We start from the raw sequence: 23,490 nt of genomic DNA, 5'->3' as shown, positions 1-23,490 counted from the left end.
GGATGCCGGGTACGACGGGCAACACGGTTCAGCGCACGGGACGGCACACGGCTCAGGCCTCCTGCGGCTCGGCGGCCGCGTCGGCGAACGAGCAGAAGGCGTCGTACGCGCGGGCGCCGTGGATGGTCGCGGGGCCGCCGTGCATCAAGAAGGTGACGCCGATCGCCTCGGCCGCCTCCTGCCTCGTGGCGCCGGCGCGGACCGCCGCCTGGGCGTGGGAGGCGATGCAGCCGTCGCAGCCCTCGACGACGCCGATCGCCAGCGCGACCAGCTCCTTGGTGCGCTTGTCGAGCGCGCCGTCGGCGAAGGCGGCCTGTGACAGGGCGCCGAAGCCGGTGTAGACGTCGGGAATCGCGCGGCGCAACTGGCGGTGCAACGGGGACAGCTCGTCGAGGACGGGCTTGCCGTGGAGTGATGCGGACATGGTGTTTCCTCTCGGTTCGTCGGGATGGATCAGTCGTGGGCGAAGGTGATGGTGGGCAGGATCCGGCGCAGCCAGGTGGGTGTCGCCCAAGCGGCGCGGCCGGAGAGCCGGAGCAGGACGGGCAGCAGGACCAGGCGCACCAGGAAGGCGTCGAGCAGGACGGCGACGCCGAGGATCACGCCCATCTCCTTGGGCGGCAGCGGCCCCGACAGGGCGAAGGTGAAGAACACCGCGACCATCACGCCGCCGGCCGCGAAGATCACCCGACCGGAGTGGGCGACCGCGCCGACCATGGCCTCGCGGGCGTCGCCCGACTTCTCCCAGTGCTCCTTGGCCGAGGCCAGCAGGAATACCGTGTAGTCCATCGCGATCGCGAAGATCATCGCGAAGAAGAACACCGGCGCCCACGCATCCAGGAAGCCCTGGTGCTCGAAGCCGAGCAGGCCCGAACCGTGGCCGTCCTGGAACAGCAGTCGCGCGACACCGAACGCCGCGGCTGTGGACAGCAGGCTGGCCAGGGTGCCGAGCAGCGAGATCAGCGGCGCCTGCAGGGCGACCAGCAGGAGAAGGAAGCCGAGCAGCAGCACGACGCCGATCACCAGCGGGGTGGACCGCTGCAGCTGAGCGGTCAGGTCGATGTTCTCGACCGCGGCCCCGCCGACGAGGGCGGACGACGGCAGATCGGCGCGCAACCGGTCGATCGTCGCCGGCAGGGCCGGGTCGGACGGATCGACGGTCGGCATCGCCTGGATCATCGCGAGCTCGCTGCCGTCGGTGGCGGGCGTCGGCGGGAGGACGGCCTGGATGCCGGCGTCGTCGGTCAGCACGGCGGCCGCCGCACCCGCGTCGGCGGTGTCGACGACGACCTGCAGCATCCCTGGGGCTCCGGGGCCGAAGGCGTCCTTGACCTGGGCGTAGCCCACCCGCGCGCTGGCCTCCTCGGGCAGCACCTTGATCGACGGCATGCCCGTCTTCAGGCCGACGATCGGGGCGGCCAGGGCGAGCAGGACGACGGTCGCGCCGAGTCCCCAGGCGACCGGACGGCGCCACAGGTGCGCGCCCCAGCGGGCGAAGACGGGGGAGCGGTGCTCGCCGACCTTCACCCAGGGCAGGGCGAACCGGTTGATCCGGTCGTCGAGCTTGAAGAGCACCAGCGGCAGCAGCGTCAGTGTCGCGGCGAGGACGAAGACGACGGAGATCATGATCCCGCCGGCCATCGAGCGGAACGACGGTGACGGTACGAGCAGCACCGCGGAGAGGGAGACGAGCACGGTCGCGCCCGAGAGCAGGACCGCCTTCCCGGCCGTGTCCATGGTCTCGGCGATGGCCTGCCGGACGGAGCCGTGCTGGCCCATCCGGGCCGCGCGGTAGCGGACGACGAGGAAGAGGGCGTAGTCGATGCCCAGGGCCAGGGCGAACATCATCGCGAAGTTCATCGCCCAGATGGAGACCGGAACGAGCTCGTTGATCAACACCAGGGAGCCGGCCGAGGCGACGAGCCCGGCGAGGGTCAGCAGCAACGGCAGGCCGGCGGCCACGAGGGCACCGAATGCCAGTACCAGGATCGCCAGGGTCACCGGCCAGGACACCATCTCGGACGTCAGCATCGCCTCGAGGTTGGCCTCGTTGAAGTCCGACCAGAGCAGCGACGAGCCGGTCGGGTTCACCTGCACGGTGTCCGTCGACAGGTGCTGCAACTCCTCCTTGAGGTCGGTCGCGACCCGGACCATCTCGTTGGTGTCGGCGCCCGCGCCGCCCAGCACGACGGCCGTGCGACCGTCAGGGGAGAGGCTGGCACCGGGCATCGGCGCGATCACCTCGGCGATCCGCGGCTCGCCCGCGAGCGTCTGCGTCACCTCGGCGAGCACCCGCGCGCCGTCGCCCGCGGCGAGCGGCCCGTCGGTGCTGTGCACGACCACCTGGATCGCGTGGCTGGCGTTGCCGCCGAAGTGCTCCTGCGCGAGGTCGCGCACGGCGACCGACTCCGAGCCGTCGGCCTGCCAGCCCGCACCGGACAGGTTCTTCTCGACCGCCGGTGCGAAGATCCCGAGCCCGATCACGAGCGCGACCCACGCGATGCCGACGGTACGACGGTGCTCGGTCACCCAGACCCCGAGCCGGCCGAGCGGCCCCGGCCGCCAGGTGTGCTGCGCCACGGTGGCGCCTCCTTTCGCTTTTATCCCCCCGGGGGGATACGATCAGACCGTAACAGATCCCCCTGGGGGGATGGCTAGTCCGCGAAGGAGAGACCGATGGAGCTGAGCGAGTTCACGATGAGCGTGACCCTCGAGGCGTCGTACGAGGACACGGTGGGGCGGGTGCGGACGCTGCTCGCCGACGCCGGGTTCGGCGTCCTCACCGAGATCGACATCCGCGCCACCCTCAAGGCGAAGCTCGACGTGGACGTCCCGGCGCAGCTGATCCTCGGCGCCTGCCGCCCCCAGCTCGCGCATCGCGCGCTGCAGGTCGAGCCGAGGGTCGCGGCCCTGATGCCGTGCAACGTGGTGGTCGCCGACGCGGGGGGCGGGCGCACCCGCGTCGACGTGATGGACCCGGCGCTGCTCGCCTCGTTGGCGCCCGACCCGGAGCTCGCCGAGGTGGCCACCGACGGCCGCGCCCGCCTCACCGGGATGATGGAGGCACTGACCGCGACGACCGGACCGACGGGAGCGACCGCATGAAGCTGGAGCCTGAGGAGATCAAGGCGATCATCACCCGCCTCAAGCGGGCCAACGGCCACCTCGCGTCGGTGATCCGGATGCTCGAGGAGGGCGCCGAGTGCGAGGACGCCCTGATGCAGCTCGCGGCCGTCAACAAGGCCGTCGGCCGGGGCGGCTACGCGCTGGTCGCCACCGGCCTGCAGAAGTGCCTCGTCGAGGGCGGTCCCGACAGCGTCGACGCCAAGAAGATGGAGAAGCTGTTCCTGGCGCTGGCCTGAGGTGGCTGCGGTTCAACTACCGATTTCGTCGCCGATCGTCGGGATGGCGACAATTTTGGTAGTTGAACCGCACCTTCAGACCAGCACCTCGCGAACCCCCGCGGCGGCGTAGGCGTTCCACAGCGGGACCCGCCGCAGCAGGTAGTGGCCGACCGCACCCATGTCGGTGAACTCCGCGTCGGCGACGTTCGCGGCTCGGGCGACGTAGGCGCGGGTGGCGCGCGGGGAGGTGATCCGGTCGAGCCGGCCGTGCGCGGCGCGCAGGACCTTGCCGGTGAGCGGGACGACCGGGTCGTCCGGGGGCAGCCAGGGGGCGAGGGCGACGACGCCGCGCACGGACGGGTGGTCGGCCACGGCCACCCCGGTGCGCGCGCCCATCGAGTGCCCGAGGACCGCGACCGGGAGACCGTGGGTGCGGGCGATCTCGTCGAGGGCCCAGCGGGCGTCGACGATGGGGGCGGGGAGCTCGCCGTCGGCGGCGTTCCAGCCCTTGACGCGGTAGCGGAGGAGCAGCACGCCGACGTCGTCGTGGGTCACGACCGCCGCGAGCTGACGGGCCAGCGCCCGGCCGCGCCGCCAGGACAGGCTGCGGGCGTCGACCGGGTCGGTGCCCTGCTCGGCTCCGCCGTGCAGCACGAGCGCGATCGCCCGTGGTCGGGCGGGGATCCAGCTGTCCGTGAACGACGCAGCGGTCATCGGCCGTGCCTCCTGAGCAGCTGGTAGGCCTCCAGCGTCGCCGCGCGCTGCTCGGCGTGGTCGACGATCGGCTCGGGATAGTCGCCGCGGGCCGGATCGGCGAGCTCGGGCACCCAGCGGCGCACGTACGCGCCGTCCGGATCGAACCTCTTCCCCTGCGTGGTCGGGTTGAAGATCCGGAAGTACGGCGCCGCGTCGGTGCCGCAGCCCGCGACCCACTGCCAGTTGTGCTGGTTGCTCGCGAGATCGCCGTCGACGAGGTGGGCCATGAAGTGCCGCGCGCCGTGCTGCCACTCGACGTGCAGGTCCTTGACCAGGAAGGACGCCACGATCATCCGCACCCGGTTGTGCATCCAGCCCTCCGCGAGCAGCTGCCGCATCCCGGCGTCGACGATGGGGTAGCCGGTGCGGCCCCGCCTCCAGGCGTCCAGGCGGCGGTCCAGCTCGACGCCCGCGACATACGGCAGCTCGCGCAGCTCGGGCCGGAAGTAGTCGCGGGCCGAGGCCGGCCAGTGGTGCAGGACGTGGGCGTAGAACTCCCGCCACGCCAGCTCCTTGCGGAAGGTGGCGGCGTGGGGGCTTCGCGCGTCCAGGCCGGCCAGGACGGTCCTCGGGTGGATCGACCCCCAGCGCAGGTCGGGGGACAGGCGTGAGGTCGCGTCGAGGTCGGGGCGGTCCCGCACGTCGTCGTACGGCGTCCCGCGCCAGGCCTCCCAGCGCGCGAGTGCCGCCGCCTCGCCGGCCTCCGGGAGGTCGACCGCCGACAGGTCCGGCTCCGCCGGCAGGTCCTCGCTCGGCGCGCCCACCCAGTCCACGGCGGCAGGGTCCGAGTCGGCCGGGGCGCGCCAGCCGTGGTCGACCCACGCACGGTGGAAGGGCGTGAACACCTGGTACGGCCGTCCGTCGCGGGTCAGCACCCGCCCCGGCGCGACGGCGTACGGCGACCCGGTGCGCACCAGCGGCACCTCGCCGAGCGCCTCCTCGACCCGGGCGTCCCGGGCCGCACCGTACGGGGCGAAGTCGGCGCTGACGTGCACGGCCCGCGCACCGACCTCCGCGACCACCGCGGGCACGACCGACTCCGGCCGGCCCGACCGGACCACCAGGCCGCGGCCGTGGCCGTGGCGCCGCAGGTCGGCGTCCAGGGCACGCAGGGTCCGCAGCAGGTAGCCCCGTCGGACGTCCCCGGCCGGCCGCCACAGCGCGGGGTCGAGCACGAACAGCGGCAGCACGGCTCCGTCCGCGGCGGCGGCCAGCAGCGCCGGGTGGTCGCCGAGTCGCAGGTCCCGCCGGAACCAGAGGATGCTCGGTCTCACCCCGCCATGCTGGCAGGTCCCTGGGCACAGCGAGCTGACCCCGGGCGATGGTCCGCCGGGTCGTCGGCCTGCTGCTCGGTCGCAGCAAGGGCGACGATGCGTGGCGCGCCACCGCGCTGACCTACCTGCGCGCCGGCCAGAACGTCGACGCCACCGCCGAGCGGCGCTACGTCCACCCCGACACGGTCCGCCACCGGATCACCCGGGATGCCGCCGTCCTGGTGGCATGCCTGGCCCGGCTCGAGGCGTACGGCGCGGACGGGCTGGGCTCTCAGGGCCGCAGACCGAGGTCCCGGATGGCGAGCTGTGCCGCCCGGTAGCCGGCCATGCCGTGGGCCCCGGGGCCGGGAGGGGTGGCGGCCGAGCACAGGTAGACCCCGCGGGCGCCGGTCCGGTAGGGGTTGCGGCCGGGGCGCGGCCCGAGCAGGAGCGCGGCGGGGGACTTGGCTCCGGTGAGGATGTCGCCGCCGACGTAGTTGGCGTTCCCCGCGGTGAAGCCGGCGGGCCGGGTCACCCGCAGGCCGACGATCCGCTCTCGGAAGCCGGGGGCGAAGCGCTCGATCTGCGCGACGATCGCGTCGGTGGCGTCGCCGTCGTAGCCGCTGGGGACGTGGGCGTAGCTGTAGACCGGGTGGATGTCGCCGCGGGAGCGGGACGGGTCGGCGAGGTACTGCTGGCCGAGGAGCACGAACGGGCGCTCCGGCATCCGGCCGGAAGCGACGGCGCGCTCGTTGGCGACGATCTCGGCCGCTCCGCCGCCGAGGTGCAGGGTGCCGGCGCGGCCGAGCTCGGTGTCGCGCCAGGGCACGCCCTGCTCGACGGCGAAGTCGACCTTGTAGGCGGCCGGACCGGGGCGGTGGCGGCGGTAGGCGCGACGGGTGCCCGCGGGCAGGCGGTCGCCGTACAGGCGCAGGGCGGCCGAGGGCGCGAGGTTGAGCAGGACGGCGTCGGCTGGCGGCAGCTGGTCGAGTGCCGTGACCGGTACGCCGGTCTCGATCTTGCCGCCGAGATCGGCCAGCGCCTTGGCCATGGCGTCGGTGAGGGCCTGGGTGCCGCCGACGACGACCGGCCAGCCGTCGTGGTGGCCCGCGGTGAGGATGCCCATGCCGATGGCGGAGGAGACGATCTCGGTGAGCGGGCGCATGGCGTGCGCGGTCGTGCCGAGAAGGAGGGCGCGGGCCTGCTCGGTCCGGAAGAGACGGGCCAGGAGCGCGGCCGGCAGCACGGTCGGGGCGCCGAAGCGGCCCAGCAGGAACGGGTGCCGCGGCAGGTGGACGACTGGGCCGAGGATGTCCGCGGCGAGCCGGTCGTAGGCCCGCGAGGGCCCGCCGAAGAGCATCCGCCAGCGCCGGGCGTCGACACCCAGACCGGCCGCGGTCGCCTCGACCGAGCGGTGCAGCAGGGCGGGGGCCGCGCCGTCGAGCGGATGGGCGGCGTCGATCTCGGGCCACGCCCACCGCAGGCCGTAGCGGTCGAGCCCGGCGAGCGCGGGGGACTGCAGCGCCATCGGGTGGATGGCGGCGCAGTGGTCGACCAGGATCCCCTCGCCGAACGGCTGGACGGTGCGGGTGCCGCCACCGATCTCGTCCTGGGCCTCGAGCACCGTCACCTGGGCACCGGCGCGGGCGAGGGTCAGCGCGGCGGCCAGGCCGTTGGGCCCGCTGCCGATCACGAGGACGTCGGTCATGGTTCGACGGTACGGCGTCCGCGGGGCGGATCCCCAGGGCCCGGGAGGATGGACTTGCCCGGGCGCTTTGGTCCCGGTGCACAAGCGCCCCGGTCGCCGGCGCGCGGGGAGGGTCAGGCGGCGCCGACCAGCACCGCGCGGCCCATGACGGGGCTGTGCGTGGCTACGGTGGGTGCCATGCGGGTCCCCGAGTTCTCCGACGAGCAGATCGCCGCCGATCTCGCCGCCGCGGCCGCCGAGTTGGGCGAGCCGCTGACGGCATCGGCGTACGACGGCTGGCAGCGCCCGCGCGCCGCCGCGTCCCCGGCCCTGCTGATCCGCCGGTTCGGTTCCTGGAACGCCGCCTGCGCGCACGCCGGCGTCGCGACGAACAAGACGCGGTCGACCACCCGCCGGTGGAGCGACGACGACGTCGTGGCGATCGTGGCGCGCTATCTCGCCGCGCCCGGCAGTTCCGGGGCCTTCGCGGACTACGCGGCCTGGGCCAAGGAGCAGGACGGCGTGCCCAGCGGGGCGACCCTGCGCCAGCGGTTCCCGTGGGCCGAGGTCAAGCGCCGGGCCCTGGAGCGGTCGTGAGGCCGGCGTGAGCCCGGCGCTCGATCCCCGCGCGGCGACGGCGCTGCGCGACCACGCCGCCGGGCTGCGGGCGCGCCTGGGGCTGGCGGAGGCGCCGATCCTGTCGGCCACCGGTCTGTGGCTGCTGTTGGGCGCGGTGGCCGAGTCGGTCGAGGACGACCGGGAGCAGGCCGCCCTGGAAGCGGTGCTGGGCGTGCCGGCCGCAGAGGCGTCGGCGGTCGTGTCCGCGCTGCTGGCCGACCCCCATCCGGCCGTCGGTGCCGCGCTCGGCGGCTGGGTGCGGCCCGATCTCACGCTGCGCGCCCCGGTCCCCGGCCCGGTGCCGATCGCCCCGCTGCCCGGCCAGGCCGCGCTCGACGCCTGGGTCCGGGCCCACACCCGCGACCTGATCGGCTCGTTCCCGGTCCGGCCCGACGACCGCAGCCTGCTGCTCCTCGCCTCGGCGCTGGTGACCGAGCCGCGGTGGCGCACCCGGCTGGCGACCGGTCGCGACGGGCGGCTGGTGCTCGACGGCGAGCTGCAGGCGATCGTGGCGACCGAGGCCGCGGGCCCGGTCGGCGTCGCCTGTCCGCCCAGCGACGACGGCATCGACGTGATCAGCGTGATCGCCGCACCCGGCGCCGGCGCGGACGACGTGTGGCGCGCCGTCGACGAGGTCGTCACCCGCCGCCTCGGCGGGATCCTCGGGCACGGCGACCGGCCGTCCGGGCTGTGGGGCGACGGGCACGCGTGGCGGGTGCGCGAGGGCATCGAGTCGTTCGCCGCCCGGCAGGCTCCCGCCGACGGCGCCGAGCTGTGGACCAGCTGGCTGCCGGCCTGGCACGCCGAGGCGCGCCACGAGCTCACCGGTGCCCCCGGCGTCCTCGAGGTGGGGCGGGGTCTGGGCCGGCTGCTCCCGCCCGAGGCGCTGGCCGACGGGCTCGACCTGCGCTGCGTGCAGGCCGCCACCGCGACCTACGACGCCGACGGCTTCCGGGCCGCCGCCGTCACCGCGATCGAGGTGCGCGCGGCCGGCCTGCCGGCGTACGTCGATCGGAGGGTGCGACGCGTCGAGCTCGTCTTCGACCGGCCGCACGCCGTCGTCGCGGTGGCCCGCGGCGGTGCCTGGGACGGCGTGCCGCTGTTCCACGCCTGGGTCACGCCGACGGGTAGGGCGCGGACCTGAGCAGTGCGGCGAGGTGGGCCGCGTTGGCCGCCAGCGTCGCCGTCGTCGCGGCCGTCTTCTCCGGCTCGGGGTCGAGGTCCTGGTAGTCGGTGGACTGCATCGCCTCGCCGACCCAGTAGGTCACGCCGTTCGCGGGGATCGTGAAGCCCACGTCGCTGAGCGCCTGGTAGACCTCCGCGGAGACGTGGTGGGCGCCGTCCTCGTTGCCCACCACGGCCACGCCGGCCACCTTGCCCGAGGTGAGCATTCGGCCCTCGTCGTCGGTCTCGCCGAGCTCGGCGTCGAGCCGTTCGAGCACCAGCTTGCAGACCGACGACGGCTGGCCCATCCAGATCGGCGTGGCGAGCACCAGGATGTCGGCGTCCAGCATCTGGCGCCGGATGCCCGGCCACGCGTCGCCGTCACCCTCGTCGGTGCTCACCCCGAAGGAGACCTGCTGGTCGACGATGCGCACCAACTCACCAGCGACGTCGTGGCCGCGCAATGCCTCCAGGACGCGCATGCCGAGCAGCTCGGAGCTGGATCGGGACGGCGAGGGCTTCAGGGTGCAGCAGAGTACGAGGGCGCGGAGCTGGTCGGTCGATGTCTCGTCCATGCGCCGGGCGGTACCCGGCTCGGCCGGGGACCACCCGGGTCGGTGCACGATCGCGCGCGGGACCGGTCCGACGGCGACCCCGGAGCCGGGCCGCGGAGCACCAGCGCGGTGGTGCTCCGCGGCCGGATCGTCAGACCAGACCCTCCTTCTCGAGCCAGTCCTTGGCGATCGTCGCGGCGGGCAGCTGCTCGTCGACGCTGCGGGCGTCCAGGTCGACCAGGTCCTCCGGCGACATCGCGGCGCTCACCTTGTTGATGATCCCGGCCGCCTCGTCGCTGAGGTCCTCGCTGGCGAGGGGGACGACGTGCGAGGCGAGGAACAGGCCCTTGGTGTCCTCGAGGGTCACCAGGTCGTTCTTCTTGATGGACGGGTCGCCGGTGTAGATGATCGCCAGCTGGATGTCGTCGTCCTTGAGGGCCTTGACCGTGAGGGGACCGCCGCCGTCCTCGATCGGCGTGAAGGACACGTCGACGCCGTAGGTGTCCTTGAGGCCCTGCGGTCCGTTGGGCCGGCTCTCGGCCTCGGAGTTGGCGCCGAAGACCATCGGGTCGGTCACCTTGGTGAGGTCGTCGATCGTCTCGAGCCCCCACTTCTCGGCGAAGGTGCGGGTCACGACATAGGAGTCCTGGTCGGTCGCGGGGGACTGGTCGAGGACCTGCAGGCCCTTGGCCTCGGCGGCCGTCACGAGGTCGGCGTAGACGTCGTCGGCGAGGCGGGCCTCGGTGTCGGGCTCCCAGACCTGGAGCAGCGGGCCGGTGTACTCCGGGAAGAGGTTGATCGAACCGCTCTCGATCTCGGGCAGGTAGGCCTCGCGCTGGCCGATCTTGAAGTCCCGCTGGACCTCGATGTCGGCGGCCTCCAGGGCCTGGGCATAGGCCTCGGCGATGATCTCGTTGGAGTAGTAGTCCTGGGAGCCGATGACGATCGTGCTGCCGCCCCCCTGGTCGCCGTCGTCGGAGCTGAGCGGGTCGGAGTCGCCGCCGCAGGCGGTGAGGGCGAGCGACGCGACGGTGACCAGTGCGAGGCCGATCTGCGTCGACCGGAGCTGCCCGAGTCGGGAGAAGCGGGTCATGACGGAACCTTTCCTAGGGTGGGTCGGCTGGCCCGCTGGAGGGCAGCCAGGGCGAGATCGAGCACGAGGGCCAGCGCGGCGACGAGCAGGGCGCCGGCGAGCATCTCGTCGTACTGGCGGGACTTGAGGCCGGCGAAGAGGTAGCGGCCGAGTCCGGTGTCGGAGATGTACGCCGCGAGGGTGGCGGTGGCGACGACCTGCAGGGTCGCGGCCCGGATGCCGCCGAGGATGACGTCGGCGCCCAGCGGGATCTCGACGCGGGTGACGAGCTGCCACTCGCTCATGCCGACGGCGCGCGCCGCGTCGACGGCGCCGCGGTCGGCGGCCTCGACGCCGGCGTAGGCGCCGGCCAGCAGCGAGGGGAACGCCAGCGCGACGAGGGCCAGCAGGGGGGCCTCGATGCCGATGCCGAGGGCCAGGCCGAGCAGGGTGAGCAGCCCGAGCGTCGGCACCGCCCGCACCGCACCGGCGAGCGCGACCACGACGAGACGGCCGCGGCCGGTATGCCCGATGAGGACGCCGAGGGGGAGCGCGACCACGGCCGCGAGCGCGACCGCGGCGAAGGTCACCAGCAGGTGCTGGAGGATGCGGTGGTCGATGCCGCTCGGCCCGCCCCAGTGGGCGCCGTCGGTGATCCAGGACAGGGCGTCGCCGAACAGGCTCATGTCGCGGCCGCCTTCGGCAGGCTCGCGCGCCAGGGCGTCGCGAGGCGGCCCAGCCCGACGAGCAGTACGTCGAGCGCGATCGCCAGCACCATGGTGCCGACGACGCCGATGACGATCTCGGCGCGGATGTCGCGCTGGAAGCCGTCGGTGAGCAGGTTGCCGAGGCTCGGGATGCCGACCAGGGCGCCGATGGTGACCAGGCTGACCGTGCTGACCGTGATCACCCGGATCCCCGACAGCAGCACGGGTACGGCGAGCGGCAGGTCGACCTTCCAGAACAGCCCGGTCCGCGAGTACCCCATCGCCTCGGCCGCCTCCCGCACCCGCGCGTCGACCGAGCGGAAGGCGTCGGCGGCGGTGCCCGCGAGCAGGGCGGTGCCGTAGACCGCGAGCGCGACGACCAGGGTCAGTCCGGAGCGCAGCGGGATGCCGAGCAGGACCGGGATCACGATGAGCAGCGGCAGGGCGGGCACGGAGTAGAGCAGGCTCGCCGTACCGAGGACGACGGTGCCGGCGCGCGGCCAACGCCAGGCGATCCGGCCCAGGACGACCGCGACGAGGACGCTGACGACGATGGCGGGCACGGCCAGCCGGACGTGCTGCAGCAGCATGTCGAGGACGTAGTCGCGGTTGGTGTCGAGCCAGGTCATCGGGCGCTCACTCGAGGACTCCCACCGGCCGGCCGTCGCCGTCGACCACGACGCTGCGCCCGTCGAGCTCGACGGTGCGCAGCGAGCGCTCCGCCCGGTCGGCACCGATGAAGTCGCGCACGAAGTCGTCGGCGGGCGCGGCCACGATCTCCTTAGGGGTGCCCGTCTGCGCGACGATGCCGCCGGTGCGCAGGATGACGACCTCGTCGCCGAGCCGGAAGGCCTCGTCGATGTCGTGGGTGACCAGCACGATCGTCTTGCCGAGCTCGGCCTGGAGCTGCAGGAGCTGGTCCTGCAGCCCACGACGCACGATCGGGTCGACGGCCCCGAACGGCTCGTCCATGAGCAGGATGTTGGGCTCGGCGGCGAGGGCTCGGGCCACGGCGACGCGCTGCTGCTGGCCGCCGGAGAGCTGGGCGGGATAGCGCCGGCCGAGCGCGGGGTCGAGACCGACCAGCTCGAGCAGCGCGCGGGCCGCCTCGCGAGCGGCGCGCTTCGGGGTGCCGGTGAGCACCGGGACGGTCGCGACGTTGTCGACGACGCGTCGGTGGGGGAGCAGACCGCCGGCCTGGGGGACGTAGCCGATCGATCGGCGCAGCTCGACCTTGTCGAGCTCGTGGACGTCGCGCTCGTCGATCAGGACCGACCCGGTGGTCGGCTCGACCATCCGGTTGACCATGCGCATCAGCGTGGTCTTGCCGGAGCCGGAGGTGCCGACCAGGGCGAGGGTGCGGTGGGAAGGGACGGTGCACGAGAAGCCCGTCACGGCGACGGTGCCGTCGGGATAGGTCTTGCCGACGTCGCGGAACTCGATCCCCATGCGTGGCACCCTACGGGGCGGCACGGACAACCGGGCGCAACCGCGTGCCAGCAGGGGCCGGGCACGGTGCCAGGGACGAGGGGCCCGGTTCCCCCGGCCGGGGCGGGGTACCGCGGGGTGAACCGACGAGAGGAGCACGAACCATGAGCACGATCGAGAAGTCCGTGACCGTCGACGTCCCGGTCCGCACGGCCTACGACCAGTGGACCCAGTTCGAGACCTTCCCGTCCTTCATGGAGGGCGTCGAGGAGGTGCGTCAGCTCGACCCCACGCACCTGCACTGGCGCGCGGAGATCGGCGGGGTCCGACGGGAGTGGGACGCCGAGATCGTCGACCAGACCCCTGACGAGCGGATCACCTGGCGCGCGCTCGACGGCACCAGGAACGACGGCACCGTCTCCTTCGCGCCCGACGAGCTCGGGAGTTCGACCCGGGTGACCCTGCGGATGGAGTTCGAGCCGGAGGGGATCGTGGAGAAGGCCGGCGACGTCCTGAACATCGTGGACCGGCGCACCGCGGGCGACCTCGAGCGGTTCAAGTCGTTCATCGAGGCGCGCGGCACCGAGACCGGCGGCTGGCGGGGCGAGGTGCGGCCGGGGGACGCCGACAACCCGGCGCTCTGACCCCGGGGGCGGATGCCGGCGCTCGGCCCCGGGCTCAGGCTCAGGTCTGGTCGGTCGCCATCGCGACGATCCGGTCGAACCGGGCGCCCATCTGCTCGGCCAGCGCCTGCGCGGCCCGGAGCGGGCGTACCATCACCGTGAAGTCGGTGATCAGCCCGTCCGCGTCCAGCACCAGGAAGTCACAGCCCGAGAGCTGCAGGCCGTCGACGGTCGCCTCGAAGACCAGGGCATGACCGTCGGCGTCCTGCAGTTCGCGCACGTAGCGGAAGTCCTCGAAGACCTCGATGACGTGGGCGAGGATGGCGCTGGTGATCGCCTTGCCGGCGTAGGGCTGGTGGGCGACCGGGCTGCGGAAGACGACGTCCTCGGCCAGGCAGGCGCGCATCGCCGCCACATCGCGGGCCTCGACGGCCGCCCGGAACGACGGGGCGCTCGGAACCGGGGCGCTCATAGTGCCGCCGCCAGCTCGGTGCCCTGCTTGATCGCCCGCTTGGCGTCCAGCTCCGCCGCGACGTCGGCGCCGCCGATCAGGTGGACCCGACCGGGGAAGGACGCCGCCAGCAGGGCGTCGTACAGGCCGCGGACCGACTCCTGCCCGGCGCACACGACCACGTGGTCGACGTCCAGCACCTGCGGGGTCCCGTCGACGGTGACGTGCAGGCCGGCGTCGTCGATCCGGTCGTAGGCGACGCCGTTGAGCTGGTGGACGCCGAGATCCTTGACCACCGCACGGTGCACCCAGCCCGAGGTCTTGCCGAGACCCCTGCCCTGCGGGGTCTCCTTGCGCTGCAGCAGCCAGACCTCCCGCGCGGGGTCGCGGGGCGTCTTGTCCGTCACGCCGCCGCGGACGACCGCCGGGTCGGCGACCCCCCAGTGGGCCTTCCACTCCGCCACGGTCTCCGGCCGGTGGGCCAGCAGCTCGGTCACGTCGAAGCCGATCCCCCCGGCGCCCATCACGGCGACCTTCGCGCCGACCGCGACCCGGCCGGTGATCGCGTCGGGGTACGAGACGACCTTCGGGTGCTCGATGCCGGGGATCGCCGGCGTGCGCGGCTCGACGCCGGTGGCGACCACGACGTCGTCGTACCCGGCGAGCAGGTCGGGCGTGGCACGCGTGCCGAGCTTCACGTTGACGCCGAGCACCTCCATCCGGCGACGGTAGTAGCGCAGCGTCTCGGCGAACTCCTCCTTGCCGGGGATCTGCATCGCCAGCCGGAACTGGCCGCCCAGCTCGTCGGCGGCTTCGAACAGCGTCACGTCGTGAACGCGCTCGGCGGCGCTGACCGCCGTGGCGAGGCCGGCCGGGCCGCCGCCGACGATCGCGACCCGCCGCGCGCGCCGGGTCGGGCTGAGCACCAGGGTGGTCTCGTGACAGGCGCGCGGGTTGACCAGGCAGGAGGCCCGCCTGGCCTGGAAGGTGTGGTCGAGGCAGGCCTGGTTGCAGCCGATGCACGTGTTGATCTCGTCGGCGCGGCCGTCGCGGGCCTTGGCGACCAGGTCGGGGTCGGCGAGGAAGGGCCGGGCCATCGAGACCAGGTCGACGCCCTGCTCCAGCACGGACTCCGCGACGTCGGGGGTGTTGATCCGGTTGCTCGCGCAGACCGGGATCGTCAGCTCCTGCTTGATCCGCAGGGTGCTGTCGACCCAGGCGCCGCGCGGGACGCTGGTGACGATCGTGGGGACGCGCGCCTCGTGCCAGCCGATGCCGGTGTTGATGACGCTCGCGCCGGCCTCCTCGATCTGGTGCGCCAGGTCGACGGTCTCGGCCCAGGTCTGGCCGTCGGGGACCAGGTCGAGCAGGGACATCCGGTACATCACGAAGAAGTCGGGCAGCTCCTGGCGGATCCGCCGCACGATCTCGACCGGGAAGCGCATCCGCTTCTCGGCCGATCCGCCCCACTCGTCGGTACGACGGTTGGTGCGGGCCGCGAGGAACTGGTTGATGAGGTAGCCCTCGGAGCCCATGATCTCGATGCCGTCGTACCCGGCCTTGCGGGCGAGGCGCGCGCTCGCGACGAAGTCGTCGATCGTCCTGTCGACGGCCCTCGTCGACAGCGCGGACGCCTTGAACGGCGTGATCGGCGACTTGGTGGCGCTGGCCGAGACGCTGAACGGCGTGTAGCCGTAGCGGCCCGCGTGCAGGATCTGGAGCGCGATCCTGCCGCCGTTCTCGTGCACCGCCTCGGTGACCCGCTGGTGGCGATGGGCGTTGAGGCGGGTGGTCATCTGCGAGCCGAAGGGCAGCAGCCAGCCCCGGATGTTGGGGGAGTAGCCGCCGGTGACGATGAGGCCCACTCCGCCGCGCGCGCGCTCGGCGAAGTACGCCGCCAGCTCGTCGACGTGCCAGGGCCGGTCCTCGAGGCCGGTGTGCATGGAGCCCATCACCGCGCGGGACTGGAGGTCGAGGCCGCCGACCGTCGCCGGCGTCGTCAGCAGGGGAAAGGCGGTCATCGGGGCTCCTTGGTGGTGTGCGCGTTGCTGGTGTGCGCGTCGAGGTACTCGGTCAGCCAGCGGATCCAGAACTCCTCCATGAGGAGGCCGCCGCGCAGCACGAGATAGATGTCGAGATCGGCCCCGGCCAGCACGCCGGGCTCCGGGAAGTCGCGGGCCGCCAGGTACTCGTAGAGCGAGAGCCGCTTGGTGTGCTCGTCCAGCTGCCGGCGCAGGTCGTCGAGCAGCGCCGCCCGGTCGCCGTACGACGCCCCGCGCATCTTGACGCTGACGCTGCTGCGCATGGCGTCCGGTGTCGTCGGCTCGCCGATCCAGCGGGCCAGCTCCGCGCGGCCGGCGTCGGTCACGTCGTAGAGCTTCTTTCGCTGGCCGTTCCTGGCGGGGTGGCCGGGCTGCGCGACCGTCTCGGACGAGATCCAGCCGTCGCCCTCCATCCGGCCCAGCACGCGGTAGATCTGCTGGTGGGTCGCGGACCAGAAGAAGCCGATGGACGCGTCGAAGCGCCGCACCAGGTCGGAGCCCGAGGCGGCGCGTTCGCTCAGCGACACGAGGATCGCGTGCTCGAGGGCCATGTCCCCCAGGGTGCCTCAGCCGGCCGGGTAGTGCAACTAGTTGCGCAACTCGTTTCAGTCGGGCGGCGCAGGAATCGCCGGTCGACCGGCGATTCCCACGCTTGTCGGGCGTTGCAACGCCCGCCAAGCGCAAGAACTGCCCGTCAAGTCCCGGTGCGGAACTCCTTCATCCGGCGGAGATAGCCCCGCAGCCGGAGCGCCGGGACCGCCCGCGGCCAGTCGCCGGCCCGGAACCAGGCATCGGATCCGCCGTCGACGAAGACCACGCTCCCGCACAGGAAGTCGGCGGCGTCGGAGAGCATGAACACCACCCACGCCGCGAGCTGCTCCGGGTCGCCGAAGCCGCCGATCGGGACGGGGAACGCCTTGATCCGCCTCGCCTCGGCGGGCGTGGCGAGCTGCTGCTCCAGCAACGGGGTCCGGATCGCGCCGGGGGCGAGGGCGTTGAGCCGGATGCCCGCCCCTGCCCACTCCCGGGTGACCGCCGTGCGCCGGACCCACCGGCTGACGGCGATCTTGCTGGCGCCGTACGCGAAGGACGGCGCCATCCTCCCGAACCGGTCGAGCGCGCGCAGCGCCTTCGCGACGTCGCGGTCGAGCAGGGCGCGGACCGCGCGGCCCGGCACCATCGGCATCGTCGTGGTCGAGTTGCTGGAGAAGACGACGACCTTGGCCCGGTCGGCGGCCGCCAGGGCGGGCCGCCAGGCCTCGAGCAGCTCGACCACGCCGAGGTAGTTGACCTCGGCGATCAGCCGGGAGCGCTCCCGACCCGGCGCCGGGCCCAGTCCGGCCGCCAGGACCGCGCCGTCGAGCGCGCCGCCGGTCCGGTCGAGGACCGCGGCCGCTGCCGACCGTCGTCCCTCGGCGATCGACAGGTCGGCGACCACGTCGGCCTCCTGGACGTCGACGCCGATGACGGTGTGGCCCTCCTCGCGCAGCCGGGCGACGACGGCCGCGCCCATGCCGGAGGCGGAGCCGGTGACTGCATAGGTACCCACGCGGCCGACTCTAGAACAGGTTCTACTCCGCGGGCGCGCGATCCGCCCGTTCCCGGGTCACCGCCGCCCACGGGCTCCACAGGAACCAGCGGGGCAGGGCGGCGAGCAGTCGGGGCAGTCCGGCGACCTGGATCCGCCCGGCGCCGACCGCCTCGGGCCACGAGCAGTAGCCCTGGAACACGTCGGCCAGCGCCGGCGTCGTCGCGGTGACGGTCACGTCGACCTCGAAGCCGGGGTGCTGCAGGCAGACCGAGACCTCGGCCCGGTCCATCACCAGCCAGATCGTGGTCGCCTCGGGTGCGGTGTGACGGAACTCGACGACCGTGCGCCCCGGCGGGAGGCGCTCGCGGTCGACGCGTCGGTGCATCCACCACATCAGCGTCGTCGGGGCGACGTCGTGGGGCCGGAGGTCCTCGAAGAGCCACTCGATCGCCCACCGGCCCAGGCTGTCGATGACCCGCTCCAGATCGCGGCCGGCCGGGGTCAGGTGGTACTCGCTGCCGCGTCCGGTGGGTGCCGGCCAGGTCTCCAGTACCCCGCGGTGCTCGAGATGGCGCAGGCGCTGCACGAGCAGCGAGCGCGAGATGCCGGGCATCGCGCGGGCGATGTCGTTGAAGCGGGTGTTCCCGAGCACGAGCTCCCGGATGATCAGCGGCGTCCAGCGGTCGGCGACCACCTCGGACGCCATCGAGACGGGGCAGTAGTTGCCGTAGTCGGGCATCTGCCCATGGTGCTCCCGTCCCGCCCGGCGGGATAGTCCCGAACCTGGACCGGCGGGGTCACTTTTCTGGACTGGAGCCGGCTCGCGGTCGCGCGGAGATTGGGACCCATGACGAGCACACTCCAGCCGACCGGTCAGCCGGCCACCCACCTCACCCCTGCCGCGCGGGCCGCCGAGCTCGGCCCCCGCATCGCCGCCCACGCCGCCCGCCACGACGCCGAGGGCAGTTTCGTCTCCGAGGCGTACGACGAGCTGCGCGCCGCCGGACTGCTCCGCGCCGCCGTCCCCGTGGAGCTCGGCGGCGACGGCGCCACCGTCCGCGACCTGGTCGCGCTGCAACGCGAGCTCGGCCATCACTGCGGCTCGACCGCGCTCGCCAGTGCCATGCACCAGCACGTCGTCGCCTTCACGGCCTGGCGGTACCGCCGTGGCCTGCCCGGCGCCGAGGCGACGCTGCGCCGGGTGGCCGAGGAGCAGATCCTGCTCGTCTCGACCGGCGGCGGCGACTACACGCACCCGCAGGGCGAGGCGGTGCGGGTCGACGGCGGTTACCGCGTCACCGGCCGCAAGCGCTTCGCCAGCCAGTCGCGGCACGGCGCGGTCATCTCGACCATGGCCTGCTTCGACGACCCCGAGCAGGGTCGCCGCGTCCTCAACCTCGCCGTCCCGGTCGCCACCGAGGGCGTCGCCGTCGCCGACAACTGGGACACCCTGGGCATGCGGGGCACCGCCAGCAACGACATCGACCTCGTCGACGTCTTCGTGCCCGACGACAAGGTGCTGGCCGACCGACCCTGGGGAGTGGTCGACCCACCGCTCCAGGTGATCTCGAGCATCGCGTTCCCGATCGTCTGCGGCGCCTACCTCGGGATCGCCGAGGCCGCGTACGCCGCCGCGGTGGCCGCTGCGGCACGGCGCTCCGACGACGTGGCGGTCCAGCGTCAGGTCGGCGTCATGCGTGCGCGGCTCCAGGTCGCGGCCTGGTCCCTCGACGGCGCCCTCGACCGGGTGGGCGACGACCCCGCTCCGTCCCGGGACACCGTGCTGGCGGTGATGAGCGCCAAGGCGGAGATCGCGCGGGCCGGTGTCGAGGTGTGCGACCTCGCGATGGAGATCGCCGGCGGGCCGGCCTTCTTCCGCGGGTCGGTGATCGAGCGGTGCTACCGCGACATCCGGGCCGCGAAGTTCCACCCGTTCACGCCGGAGCAGACGCTGGTGCTCCTCGGTGCCGACGCCCTCGGAGAGCCGGTCCCGATCACGCCGTAGAGCGACCGGCAAGAGGGGCCGGCGTCGCGATTGTCGCGATGTGCGTGCGATGGCAAGGCGGCGGAGTGAGGCGTCCTGGTTGGCCGTCGATCGACGCCAACGCGGCCAGCGTGCGTGCAGCGCGGCGCGCAGCAGGCGGGCCCTCTTGCCGGTCGCTCTTTGCGCCCGCCGGGTGACGTTGCCCACGGGCGGGGGCGGGACGTGCGCTACGCTGGCAGCACCACTGGATGCCGTCCTCCCGACGGGAACCGGTGACGTACGCCCGATCGGCGCTCTCCCGCAGCAGCGCGAGCCGCCGTCGGAACCAGCCGAGTAAACCTGTGCCGCTGTCCGTCGGTGGCCGCTGGGAAGGACGCTTGTGGCTCGAGGAGGCCAGCGGGGAGCGACGCAGCAGCGTCGCAACACGCAGTCGGCGCGGACGCGCCGCAACGAGGAGGGCATCATCCCGCAGCTCGCGCGCGCGGTGCGCGAGGTCGAGTCGGCGGTCGCCCGTCGCTCGGCGATGCCGGAGGTGCGCGCGAAGTTCCAGGTCGTCGCGCTGCTGGCGCGCGAGGAGCGGGCCCGGGTCAAGACCGACCCGGGTCTCTCCGACAGCCGCCGTGGCGAGGAGCTCAAACGGCTCGACGGGATCGCGACGATCCTCGCCCAGACCGCCGCGCGCGACAGCACCCTGTTCACCCTGCTCGACGAGAACGCCGAGGTCTCGGAGTCGGCCAAGTCGATGCGCCGCGAGCTGCTGCGCAAGGCCGGTGTCGACGAGCCGGAGCCGGAGCCCGAGCCGGTCGTCGTCGATCCGGGCCTGGCCGCCCTCGCCGAGAAGCGGGTGGTGCCGATGTCGGTGCAGTCCTACCAGCTCTCGCACCCCTTCCTGGCCCCCGACTTCACCCACGCGCAGGTCGCCGTCCCGCCGCGGCGACTGGCCGGCTGGGAGCTCCTCGAGCCGCTGTTCCGCTCGTTCGAGCGGGCCGCGCCCGACGCGCCGGCCTGCATGCCGCTGCCGGACGCCGACCAGCTGACCGCGCTCACCGGCCGGCACGCGCCGGTCGGGCGCGAGCTGATGGCGCACCAGGCCCAGCTCATCGCCTCGGCCGCCGAGGGGCACCGGACCTATCTGCTGGCCGACGAGCCCGGCCTCGGCAAGACCGCGCAGGCGCTGCTCGCGGCCGAGGCCGCCGGGGCCTTCCCGCTGCTCGCTGTGGTGCCGAATGTCGTCAAGACCAACTGGGCCCGCGAGGTCGAGATCTGGACGCCGAACCGCCGCGCCACCGTGCTGCACGGCGACGGCGACGACGCCGACGGCTACGCCGACGTGTTCGTCGTCAACTACGAGATCCTCGACCGCCACGTCGGCTGGCTCGGCACCCACGGCTTCCGCGGGATGATCGTCGACGAGGCCCACTACATCAAGAACAAGACCTCGCAGCGCTCGCAGAACGTTCTGGAGATCGCCGGCCGGATCCGCTCCCGGATCGCGCGACCGCTGATGATGGCGCTGACCGGCACCCCGCTCATCAACGACATCGAGGACTTCCGCGCGATCTGGCAGTTCCTCGGCTGGATCGACGAGGTGGTGCCGCGCGGCGCACTGATGGAGGCGCTGGAGGAGACCGGGCTGACCCCGGCCGACCCGGCCTTCTACCCGGCGGCGCGCCGTGCCGTTATCGAGCAGGGCATCGCACGGCGCCGCAAGATCGACGTCGCCGCCGACATCCCGGCGCGCCGCATCGCCGACATCCCGGTCGAGCTCGAGGGCGAGGCCGGCCGCTCCATCCGCAAGGCCGAGCAGGAGCTGGCCCGCCGGATGGTCGAGCGGTACGACGCCGCGATCGCCACCCGCCGTACCGGCGCCGAGGTCGAGGGCATCGACCACCGCCTGGTCCGCCAGGTCGCCGGCTGGGAGCGCGAGGACAACTCGACCAAGACGGGCGAGAACGTCTTCACGATGATGCGCCGGATCGGCCAGGCCAAGTCCGGCCTGGCGGCCGACTACACCGCCCAGCTGGCCCGCAACGTCGGCAAGGTCGTGTTCTTCGCCAAGCACATCGACGTCATGGACACCGCGGAGCGGACCTTCGCCGAGCGCGGCATCCGCTACAGCTCGGTGCGGGGCGACCAGAGCTCGACCACCCGGCAGAAGGAGATCGACGCCTTCGTCAACGACCCGGACGTCCAGGTCGCGGTCTGCTCGCTCACCGCGGCCGGCGTCGGTCTGAACCTGCAGGTCGCGTCCAACCTGGTGCTCGCCGAGCTGTCGTGGACCGACGCCGAGCAGACCCAGGCCATCGACCGGGTGCACCGGATCGGCCAGGCCGAGCCGGTCACCGCCTGGCGGGTCATCGCGACACAGACCCTCGACACCCGGATCGCCGAGCTGATCGACAAGAAGGCAGGGCTCGCCGCCCGCGCCCTCGACGGCGCCGGCGAGGAGGTCGAGGGCGGTGCGATCGACCTGCAGACCGAGGCCCTGGTGGCGCTGCTGACCGCGGCGCTGGAGGCCCGCGGGGACTGATGTCACATTCCGCCGACCCGTCTCGTCCTCCAGGCATGGAGATGAGGATCGCCGTCGCAGGCGGCACGGGACTGGTCGGCGCGATGGTCGTCGAGGAGGTACGACGCTCGGGCGCGACGCCCGTCGTGATCGCTCGGTCGCGGGGCGTGGACCTGACGACGGGCACCGGCTTGGCGGCGGTGCTCGACGGCGTCGACGCCGTGATCGACACGAGCAACGTCGAGACGATGAGCGCGAAGCGGTCCGTCGCCTTCTTCGAGACGGCGACGGGGCAGCTGCTCGCCGCCGGCGCCGCGGCGGGGGTGCGCCACCACGTCGCCCTCTCGATCGTCGGCTGCGACCGGGTCGACCTGCCCTACTACCTCGGCAAGCGCCGGCAGGAGGACCTGGTCGCGGCCGGACCGCTGCCCTGGACCGTGCTGCGCGCGACGCAGTTCCACGAGTTCGCCGGCCAGATCGTCGACCGCAGCCCGCGACCGATCGCGCTCGGGCTCCGGATGCGCACCCAGCCGATCGCCGCCCGTGAGGTGGCTGTCGAGCTGGTCGCCACCGCTGTCGACCGGCCCGCCGGGCTGCTGCCCGACCTCGCCGGACCGCGGCCCGAGGCGATGGACGTCATGGTGCGCCGGGTGCTCCGTGCGCGGGGTTCGCGGCGCGTCGTCGTCCCGGTGCCGATGGTCGGCCGCGCCGGGCGCCAGACCAGGGCGGGCGGCCTGCTGCCGGGGCCGGATGCCACGCTGGGCCGGGAGACCTTCGACGAGTGGCTCGCCCGTGCCTGACGCGCGGGCGGGCCTCGCCGAGGAGTACGACGCCCTCCGCCCGCGGATGGTGCGCGTCGCCTACGCCATCCTCGGCAGCCGGGCCGAGGCCGAGGACGTCGTCGCCGACTGCTGGCCCCGGCTGGTCGAGGCCGATGCCCGCGAGCAGATCCGTGACCTCGCCGGATGGCTCACCGTCGCCGTCGCCCGCGCCGCCACGGACGTGCTGCGCTCGGCGCGGGTCCGCCGTGAGGAGTACGTCGGGCCGTGGCTGCCCGAGCCCTATGTCGACCCTGTCGACACCGCCCCCGATCCCGCCGACCGGGTGACCCTCGACGAGACCGTCAGCTACGCCCTCGCGGTCGTCCTCGAGTCGCTCTCGCCGGCCGAGCGGACCGCCTGGGTGCTGCACGACGTCTTCGGCATGGGCTTCGCCGAGGTCGCCTCGGTCGTCGGCCGCACCCCGGCCGCCGTGCGCCAGCTGGCGTCCCGTGCCCGCGCCCACCTCGCCGCGCAGCCGGCCCGGTTCGAGGTCGACCGGAGCGCGCACGAGGCGGTCCTCGGGCGCTTCCTCGCGGCCGCGGGCGGCGGCGACCTCGACGCCCTCATCGCCACCCTCGACCCCGAGGTCGTCGTCACCTCCGACGGCGGAGGCGCGGTCAGCGCGGCCCGTCGCCCGGTCCATGGGGCCGAGCGGTCGGCGCGCTTCCTCGCCGGCCTCGTCGCCAAGTACGTCGACCAGGTCGAGATCGAGCTGCTCGGCGTCAACGGCGCGCCCGCGATCGGGCTGCGGGAGGACGGTGTGCTGACCTCGCTGATCGTGCTCACCGTCGCCGGCGACCGGGCCACCCGCGTCGACATCCTGAGGGCGCCGGCGAAGCTGGCCGCGGCGGACGCGCGCTCCGCGGGGCAGTAACACGCCGTCCACCCGACTGGTCGGCGGTCGTCAGCACGAGAACGGCCCGGGGCGGGGCGATACTGGCGGAGA

25 protein-coding genes are annotated in these 23,490 nt (G+C 73.5%); 10 read left to right on the top strand and 15 right to left on the bottom strand.

Annotated elements, in window-relative coordinates:
- Window positions 1–52 precede the first annotated feature (52 nt).
- Together QJ852_17620 and QJ852_17615 are read right to left on the bottom strand one after the other, a co-directional pair.
- The gene (locus tag QJ852_17620; GenBank protein ID WGX94972.1) at window positions 53–424 is read right to left on the bottom strand and encodes a carboxymuconolactone decarboxylase family protein; all 372 of its coding nucleotides are present in this window, start codon (window positions 422–424) and stop codon (window positions 53–55) included.
- A 29-nt stretch (window positions 425–453) separates the two neighbouring features.
- Complete coding sequence (locus QJ852_17615) at window positions 454–2,580, bottom strand: MMPL family transporter (GenBank protein WGX94971.1); 2,127 nt, start codon at window positions 2,578–2,580, stop codon at window positions 454–456.
- 96 nt (window positions 2,581–2,676) lie between these two features.
- Between QJ852_17615 and QJ852_17610 the strand changes: the two genes are divergently transcribed.
- Together QJ852_17610 and QJ852_17605 are read left to right on the top strand one after the other, a co-directional pair.
- The gene (locus QJ852_17610; GenBank protein ID WGX94970.1) at window positions 2,677–3,105 is read left to right on the top strand and encodes a DUF302 domain-containing protein; all 429 of its coding nucleotides are present in this window, start codon (window positions 2,677–2,679) and stop codon (window positions 3,103–3,105) included.
- Window positions 3,102–3,362 carry a metal-sensitive transcriptional regulator gene (locus tag QJ852_17605; GenBank protein WGX94969.1) on the top strand — a complete coding sequence of 87 codons (261 nt, stop codon included), beginning with the start codon at window positions 3,102–3,104 and terminating at the stop codon, window positions 3,360–3,362. Before QJ852_17610 ends, QJ852_17605 begins: the two co-directional genes overlap by 4 nt.
- A 75-nt stretch (window positions 3,363–3,437) precedes the next feature.
- On the opposite strand, the gene QJ852_17600 is transcribed toward QJ852_17605, so the two are convergent.
- Window positions 3,438–4,058, bottom strand: a complete 621-nt coding sequence (locus QJ852_17600) for an alpha/beta fold hydrolase (GenBank protein ID WGX94968.1) — start codon at window positions 4,056–4,058, stop codon at window positions 3,438–3,440.
- Window positions 4,055–5,374, bottom strand: a complete 1,320-nt coding sequence (locus QJ852_17595; GenBank protein ID WGX94967.1) for a deoxyribodipyrimidine photo-lyase — start codon at window positions 5,372–5,374, stop codon at window positions 4,055–4,057. The genes QJ852_17600 and QJ852_17595 overlap by 4 nt, the downstream gene beginning before the upstream one ends.
- Before the next feature lie 47 nt (window positions 5,375–5,421).
- On the opposite strand from QJ852_17595, the gene QJ852_17590 reads away from it, so the two are divergent.
- Window positions 5,422–5,694, top strand: coding sequence for a helix-turn-helix domain-containing protein (locus QJ852_17590; GenBank protein WGX94966.1), 273 nt, complete (start codon window positions 5,422–5,424; stop codon window positions 5,692–5,694).
- On the opposite strand, the gene QJ852_17585 is transcribed toward QJ852_17590, so the two are convergent.
- Window positions 5,646–7,061, bottom strand: coding sequence for an NAD(P)/FAD-dependent oxidoreductase (locus QJ852_17585; GenBank protein ID WGX94965.1), 1,416 nt, complete (start codon window positions 7,059–7,061; stop codon window positions 5,646–5,648). The genes QJ852_17590 and QJ852_17585 overlap by 49 nt on opposite strands.
- Window positions 7,062–7,238: 177 nt before the next feature.
- Here QJ852_17585 and QJ852_17580 point away from each other — a divergent pair, with 177 nt between their 5' ends.
- Window positions 7,239–7,637 carry a hypothetical protein gene (locus tag QJ852_17580; protein WGX94964.1) on the top strand — a complete coding sequence of 133 codons (399 nt, stop codon included), beginning with the start codon at window positions 7,239–7,241 and terminating at the stop codon, window positions 7,635–7,637.
- Between the two features lie 7 nt (window positions 7,638–7,644).
- Window positions 7,645–8,802 carry a hypothetical protein gene (locus QJ852_17575; protein ID WGX94963.1) on the top strand — a complete coding sequence of 386 codons (1,158 nt, stop codon included), beginning with the start codon at window positions 7,645–7,647 and terminating at the stop codon, window positions 8,800–8,802.
- Here QJ852_17575 and QJ852_17570 read toward each other — a convergent pair.
- From QJ852_17570 to QJ852_17550, 5 genes are all read right to left on the bottom strand, one after another.
- Window positions 8,774–9,397 carry an NAD(P)H-dependent oxidoreductase gene (locus tag QJ852_17570; protein WGX94962.1) on the bottom strand — a complete coding sequence of 208 codons (624 nt, stop codon included), beginning with the start codon at window positions 9,395–9,397 and terminating at the stop codon, window positions 8,774–8,776. The genes QJ852_17575 and QJ852_17570 overlap by 29 nt on opposite strands.
- Before the next feature lie 130 nt (window positions 9,398–9,527).
- Entirely contained in the window at window positions 9,528–10,469 is a 942-nt protein-coding gene (locus tag QJ852_17565) for an ABC transporter substrate-binding protein (protein WGX94961.1), read from the bottom strand.
- Window positions 10,466–11,134, bottom strand: a complete 669-nt coding sequence (locus QJ852_17560; GenBank protein WGX94960.1) for an ABC transporter permease subunit — start codon at window positions 11,132–11,134, stop codon at window positions 10,466–10,468. Before QJ852_17560 ends, QJ852_17565 begins: the two co-directional genes overlap by 4 nt.
- Complete coding sequence (locus QJ852_17555; GenBank protein ID WGX94959.1) at window positions 11,131–11,784, bottom strand: ABC transporter permease subunit; 654 nt, start codon at window positions 11,782–11,784, stop codon at window positions 11,131–11,133. The genes QJ852_17560 and QJ852_17555 overlap by 4 nt, the downstream gene beginning before the upstream one ends.
- Window positions 11,785–11,791: 7 nt before the next feature.
- On the bottom strand, window positions 11,792–12,604 hold the full coding sequence (locus QJ852_17550) for an ATP-binding cassette domain-containing protein (GenBank protein WGX94958.1): 813 nt from the start codon (window positions 12,602–12,604) through the stop codon (window positions 11,792–11,794).
- Window positions 12,605–12,747: 143 nt separating this feature from the next.
- On the opposite strand from QJ852_17550, the gene QJ852_17545 reads away from it, so the two are divergent.
- Window positions 12,748–13,227 (top strand): SRPBCC family protein, encoded by a 480-nt coding sequence (locus QJ852_17545; protein ID WGX94957.1) that lies wholly within the window; start codon window positions 12,748–12,750, stop codon window positions 13,225–13,227.
- A 40-nt stretch (window positions 13,228–13,267) separates the two neighbouring features.
- Here QJ852_17545 and QJ852_17540 read toward each other — a convergent pair whose 3' ends face one another.
- From QJ852_17540 to QJ852_17520, 5 genes are all read right to left on the bottom strand, one after another.
- On the bottom strand, window positions 13,268–13,678 hold the full coding sequence (locus tag QJ852_17540; GenBank protein WGX94956.1) for a nuclear transport factor 2 family protein: 411 nt from the start codon (window positions 13,676–13,678) through the stop codon (window positions 13,268–13,270).
- Window positions 13,675–15,678 (bottom strand): NADPH-dependent 2,4-dienoyl-CoA reductase, encoded by a 2,004-nt coding sequence (locus tag QJ852_17535; GenBank protein WGX94955.1) that lies wholly within the window; start codon window positions 15,676–15,678, stop codon window positions 13,675–13,677. Before QJ852_17535 ends, QJ852_17540 begins: the two co-directional genes overlap by 4 nt.
- Complete coding sequence (locus QJ852_17530) at window positions 15,675–16,250, bottom strand: PadR family transcriptional regulator (GenBank protein ID WGX94954.1); 576 nt, start codon at window positions 16,248–16,250, stop codon at window positions 15,675–15,677. The genes QJ852_17535 and QJ852_17530 overlap by 4 nt, the downstream gene beginning before the upstream one ends.
- A 143-nt stretch (window positions 16,251–16,393) precedes the next feature.
- Entirely contained in the window at window positions 16,394–17,248 is an 855-nt protein-coding gene (locus tag QJ852_17525) for an SDR family oxidoreductase (GenBank protein WGX94953.1), read from the bottom strand.
- 22 nt (window positions 17,249–17,270) lie between these two features.
- Window positions 17,271–17,969, bottom strand: coding sequence for a helix-turn-helix domain-containing protein (locus QJ852_17520; protein WGX94952.1), 699 nt, complete (start codon window positions 17,967–17,969; stop codon window positions 17,271–17,273).
- A gap of 108 nt (window positions 17,970–18,077) precedes the next feature.
- On the opposite strand from QJ852_17520, the gene QJ852_17515 reads away from it, so the two are divergent.
- From QJ852_17515 to sigJ, 4 genes are all read left to right on the top strand, one after another.
- Window positions 18,078–19,235: an acyl-CoA dehydrogenase family protein gene (locus tag QJ852_17515; protein WGX94951.1), complete on the top strand. Its 1,158-nt coding sequence runs from the start codon at window positions 18,078–18,080 to the stop codon at window positions 19,233–19,235.
- 358 nt (window positions 19,236–19,593) lie between these two features.
- The gene (locus QJ852_17510) at window positions 19,594–21,744 is read left to right on the top strand and encodes a DEAD/DEAH box helicase (GenBank protein ID WGX94950.1); all 2,151 of its coding nucleotides are present in this window, start codon (window positions 19,594–19,596) and stop codon (window positions 21,742–21,744) included.
- A 41-nt stretch (window positions 21,745–21,785) separates the two neighbouring features.
- Complete coding sequence (locus QJ852_17505; protein ID WGX94949.1) at window positions 21,786–22,523, top strand: 3-beta hydroxysteroid dehydrogenase; 738 nt, start codon at window positions 21,786–21,788, stop codon at window positions 22,521–22,523.
- The gene (sigJ, locus tag QJ852_17500; GenBank protein ID WGX94948.1) at window positions 22,516–23,418 is read left to right on the top strand and encodes an RNA polymerase sigma factor SigJ; all 903 of its coding nucleotides are present in this window, start codon (window positions 22,516–22,518) and stop codon (window positions 23,416–23,418) included. Before QJ852_17505 ends, sigJ begins: the two co-directional genes overlap by 8 nt.
- Window positions 23,419–23,490: the final 72 nt, after the last annotated feature.

The organism is Nocardioides sp. L-11A (assembly GCA_029961745.1).
In the GTDB taxonomy this organism is placed as follows: Bacteria; Actinomycetota; Actinomycetes; order Propionibacteriales; family Nocardioidaceae; genus Nocardioides.
Note: the sequence above shows the minus strand (reverse complement) of the source record. Positions and strands in the feature narration are given on the sequence as shown.

Bases quoted from the DNA above. Each gene is read 5' to 3' on its own strand.
- QJ852_17560 (WGX94960.1), bottom strand. From the start codon at position 11,134: ATGAGCCTGTTCGGCGACGCCCTGTCCTGGATCACCGACGGCGCCCAC.
- QJ852_17520 (WGX94952.1), bottom strand. From the start codon at position 17,969: ATGCCCGACTACGGCAACTACTGCCCCGTCTCGATGGCGTCCGAGGTG.
- QJ852_17570 (WGX94962.1), bottom strand. From the start codon at position 9,397: ATGGACGAGACATCGACCGACCAGCTCCGCGCCCTCGTACTCTGCTGC.
- QJ852_17540 (WGX94956.1), bottom strand. From the start codon at position 13,678: ATGAGCGCCCCGGTTCCGAGCGCCCCGTCGTTCCGGGCGGCCGTCGAG.
- QJ852_17620 (WGX94972.1), bottom strand. From the start codon at position 424: ATGTCCGCATCACTCCACGGCAAGCCCGTCCTCGACGAGCTGTCCCCG.
- QJ852_17585 (WGX94965.1), bottom strand. From the start codon at position 7,061: ATGACCGACGTCCTCGTGATCGGCAGCGGGCCCAACGGCCTGGCCGCC.
- QJ852_17515 (WGX94951.1), top strand. From the start codon at position 18,078: ATGACGAGCACACTCCAGCCGACCGGTCAGCCGGCCACCCACCTCACC.
- QJ852_17610 (WGX94970.1), top strand. From the start codon at position 2,677: ATGGAGCTGAGCGAGTTCACGATGAGCGTGACCCTCGAGGCGTCGTAC.
- QJ852_17505 (WGX94949.1), top strand. From the start codon at position 21,786: ATGAGGATCGCCGTCGCAGGCGGCACGGGACTGGTCGGCGCGATGGTC.
- QJ852_17565 (WGX94961.1), bottom strand. From the start codon at position 10,469: ATGACCCGCTTCTCCCGACTCGGGCAGCTCCGGTCGACGCAGATCGGC.
- QJ852_17600 (WGX94968.1), bottom strand. From the start codon at position 4,058: ATGACCGCTGCGTCGTTCACGGACAGCTGGATCCCCGCCCGACCACGG.
- QJ852_17555 (WGX94959.1), bottom strand. From the start codon at position 11,784: ATGACCTGGCTCGACACCAACCGCGACTACGTCCTCGACATGCTGCTG.
- QJ852_17550 (WGX94958.1), bottom strand. From the start codon at position 12,604: ATGGGGATCGAGTTCCGCGACGTCGGCAAGACCTATCCCGACGGCACC.
- QJ852_17545 (WGX94957.1), top strand. From the start codon at position 12,748: ATGAGCACGATCGAGAAGTCCGTGACCGTCGACGTCCCGGTCCGCACG.
- QJ852_17530 (WGX94954.1), bottom strand. From the start codon at position 16,250: ATGGCCCTCGAGCACGCGATCCTCGTGTCGCTGAGCGAACGCGCCGCC.
- QJ852_17580 (WGX94964.1), top strand. From the start codon at position 7,239: ATGCGGGTCCCCGAGTTCTCCGACGAGCAGATCGCCGCCGATCTCGCC.
- QJ852_17535 (WGX94955.1), bottom strand. From the start codon at position 15,678: ATGACCGCCTTTCCCCTGCTGACGACGCCGGCGACGGTCGGCGGCCTC.
- QJ852_17590 (WGX94966.1), top strand. From the start codon at position 5,422: ATGGTCCGCCGGGTCGTCGGCCTGCTGCTCGGTCGCAGCAAGGGCGAC.
- QJ852_17605 (WGX94969.1), top strand. From the start codon at position 3,102: ATGAAGCTGGAGCCTGAGGAGATCAAGGCGATCATCACCCGCCTCAAG.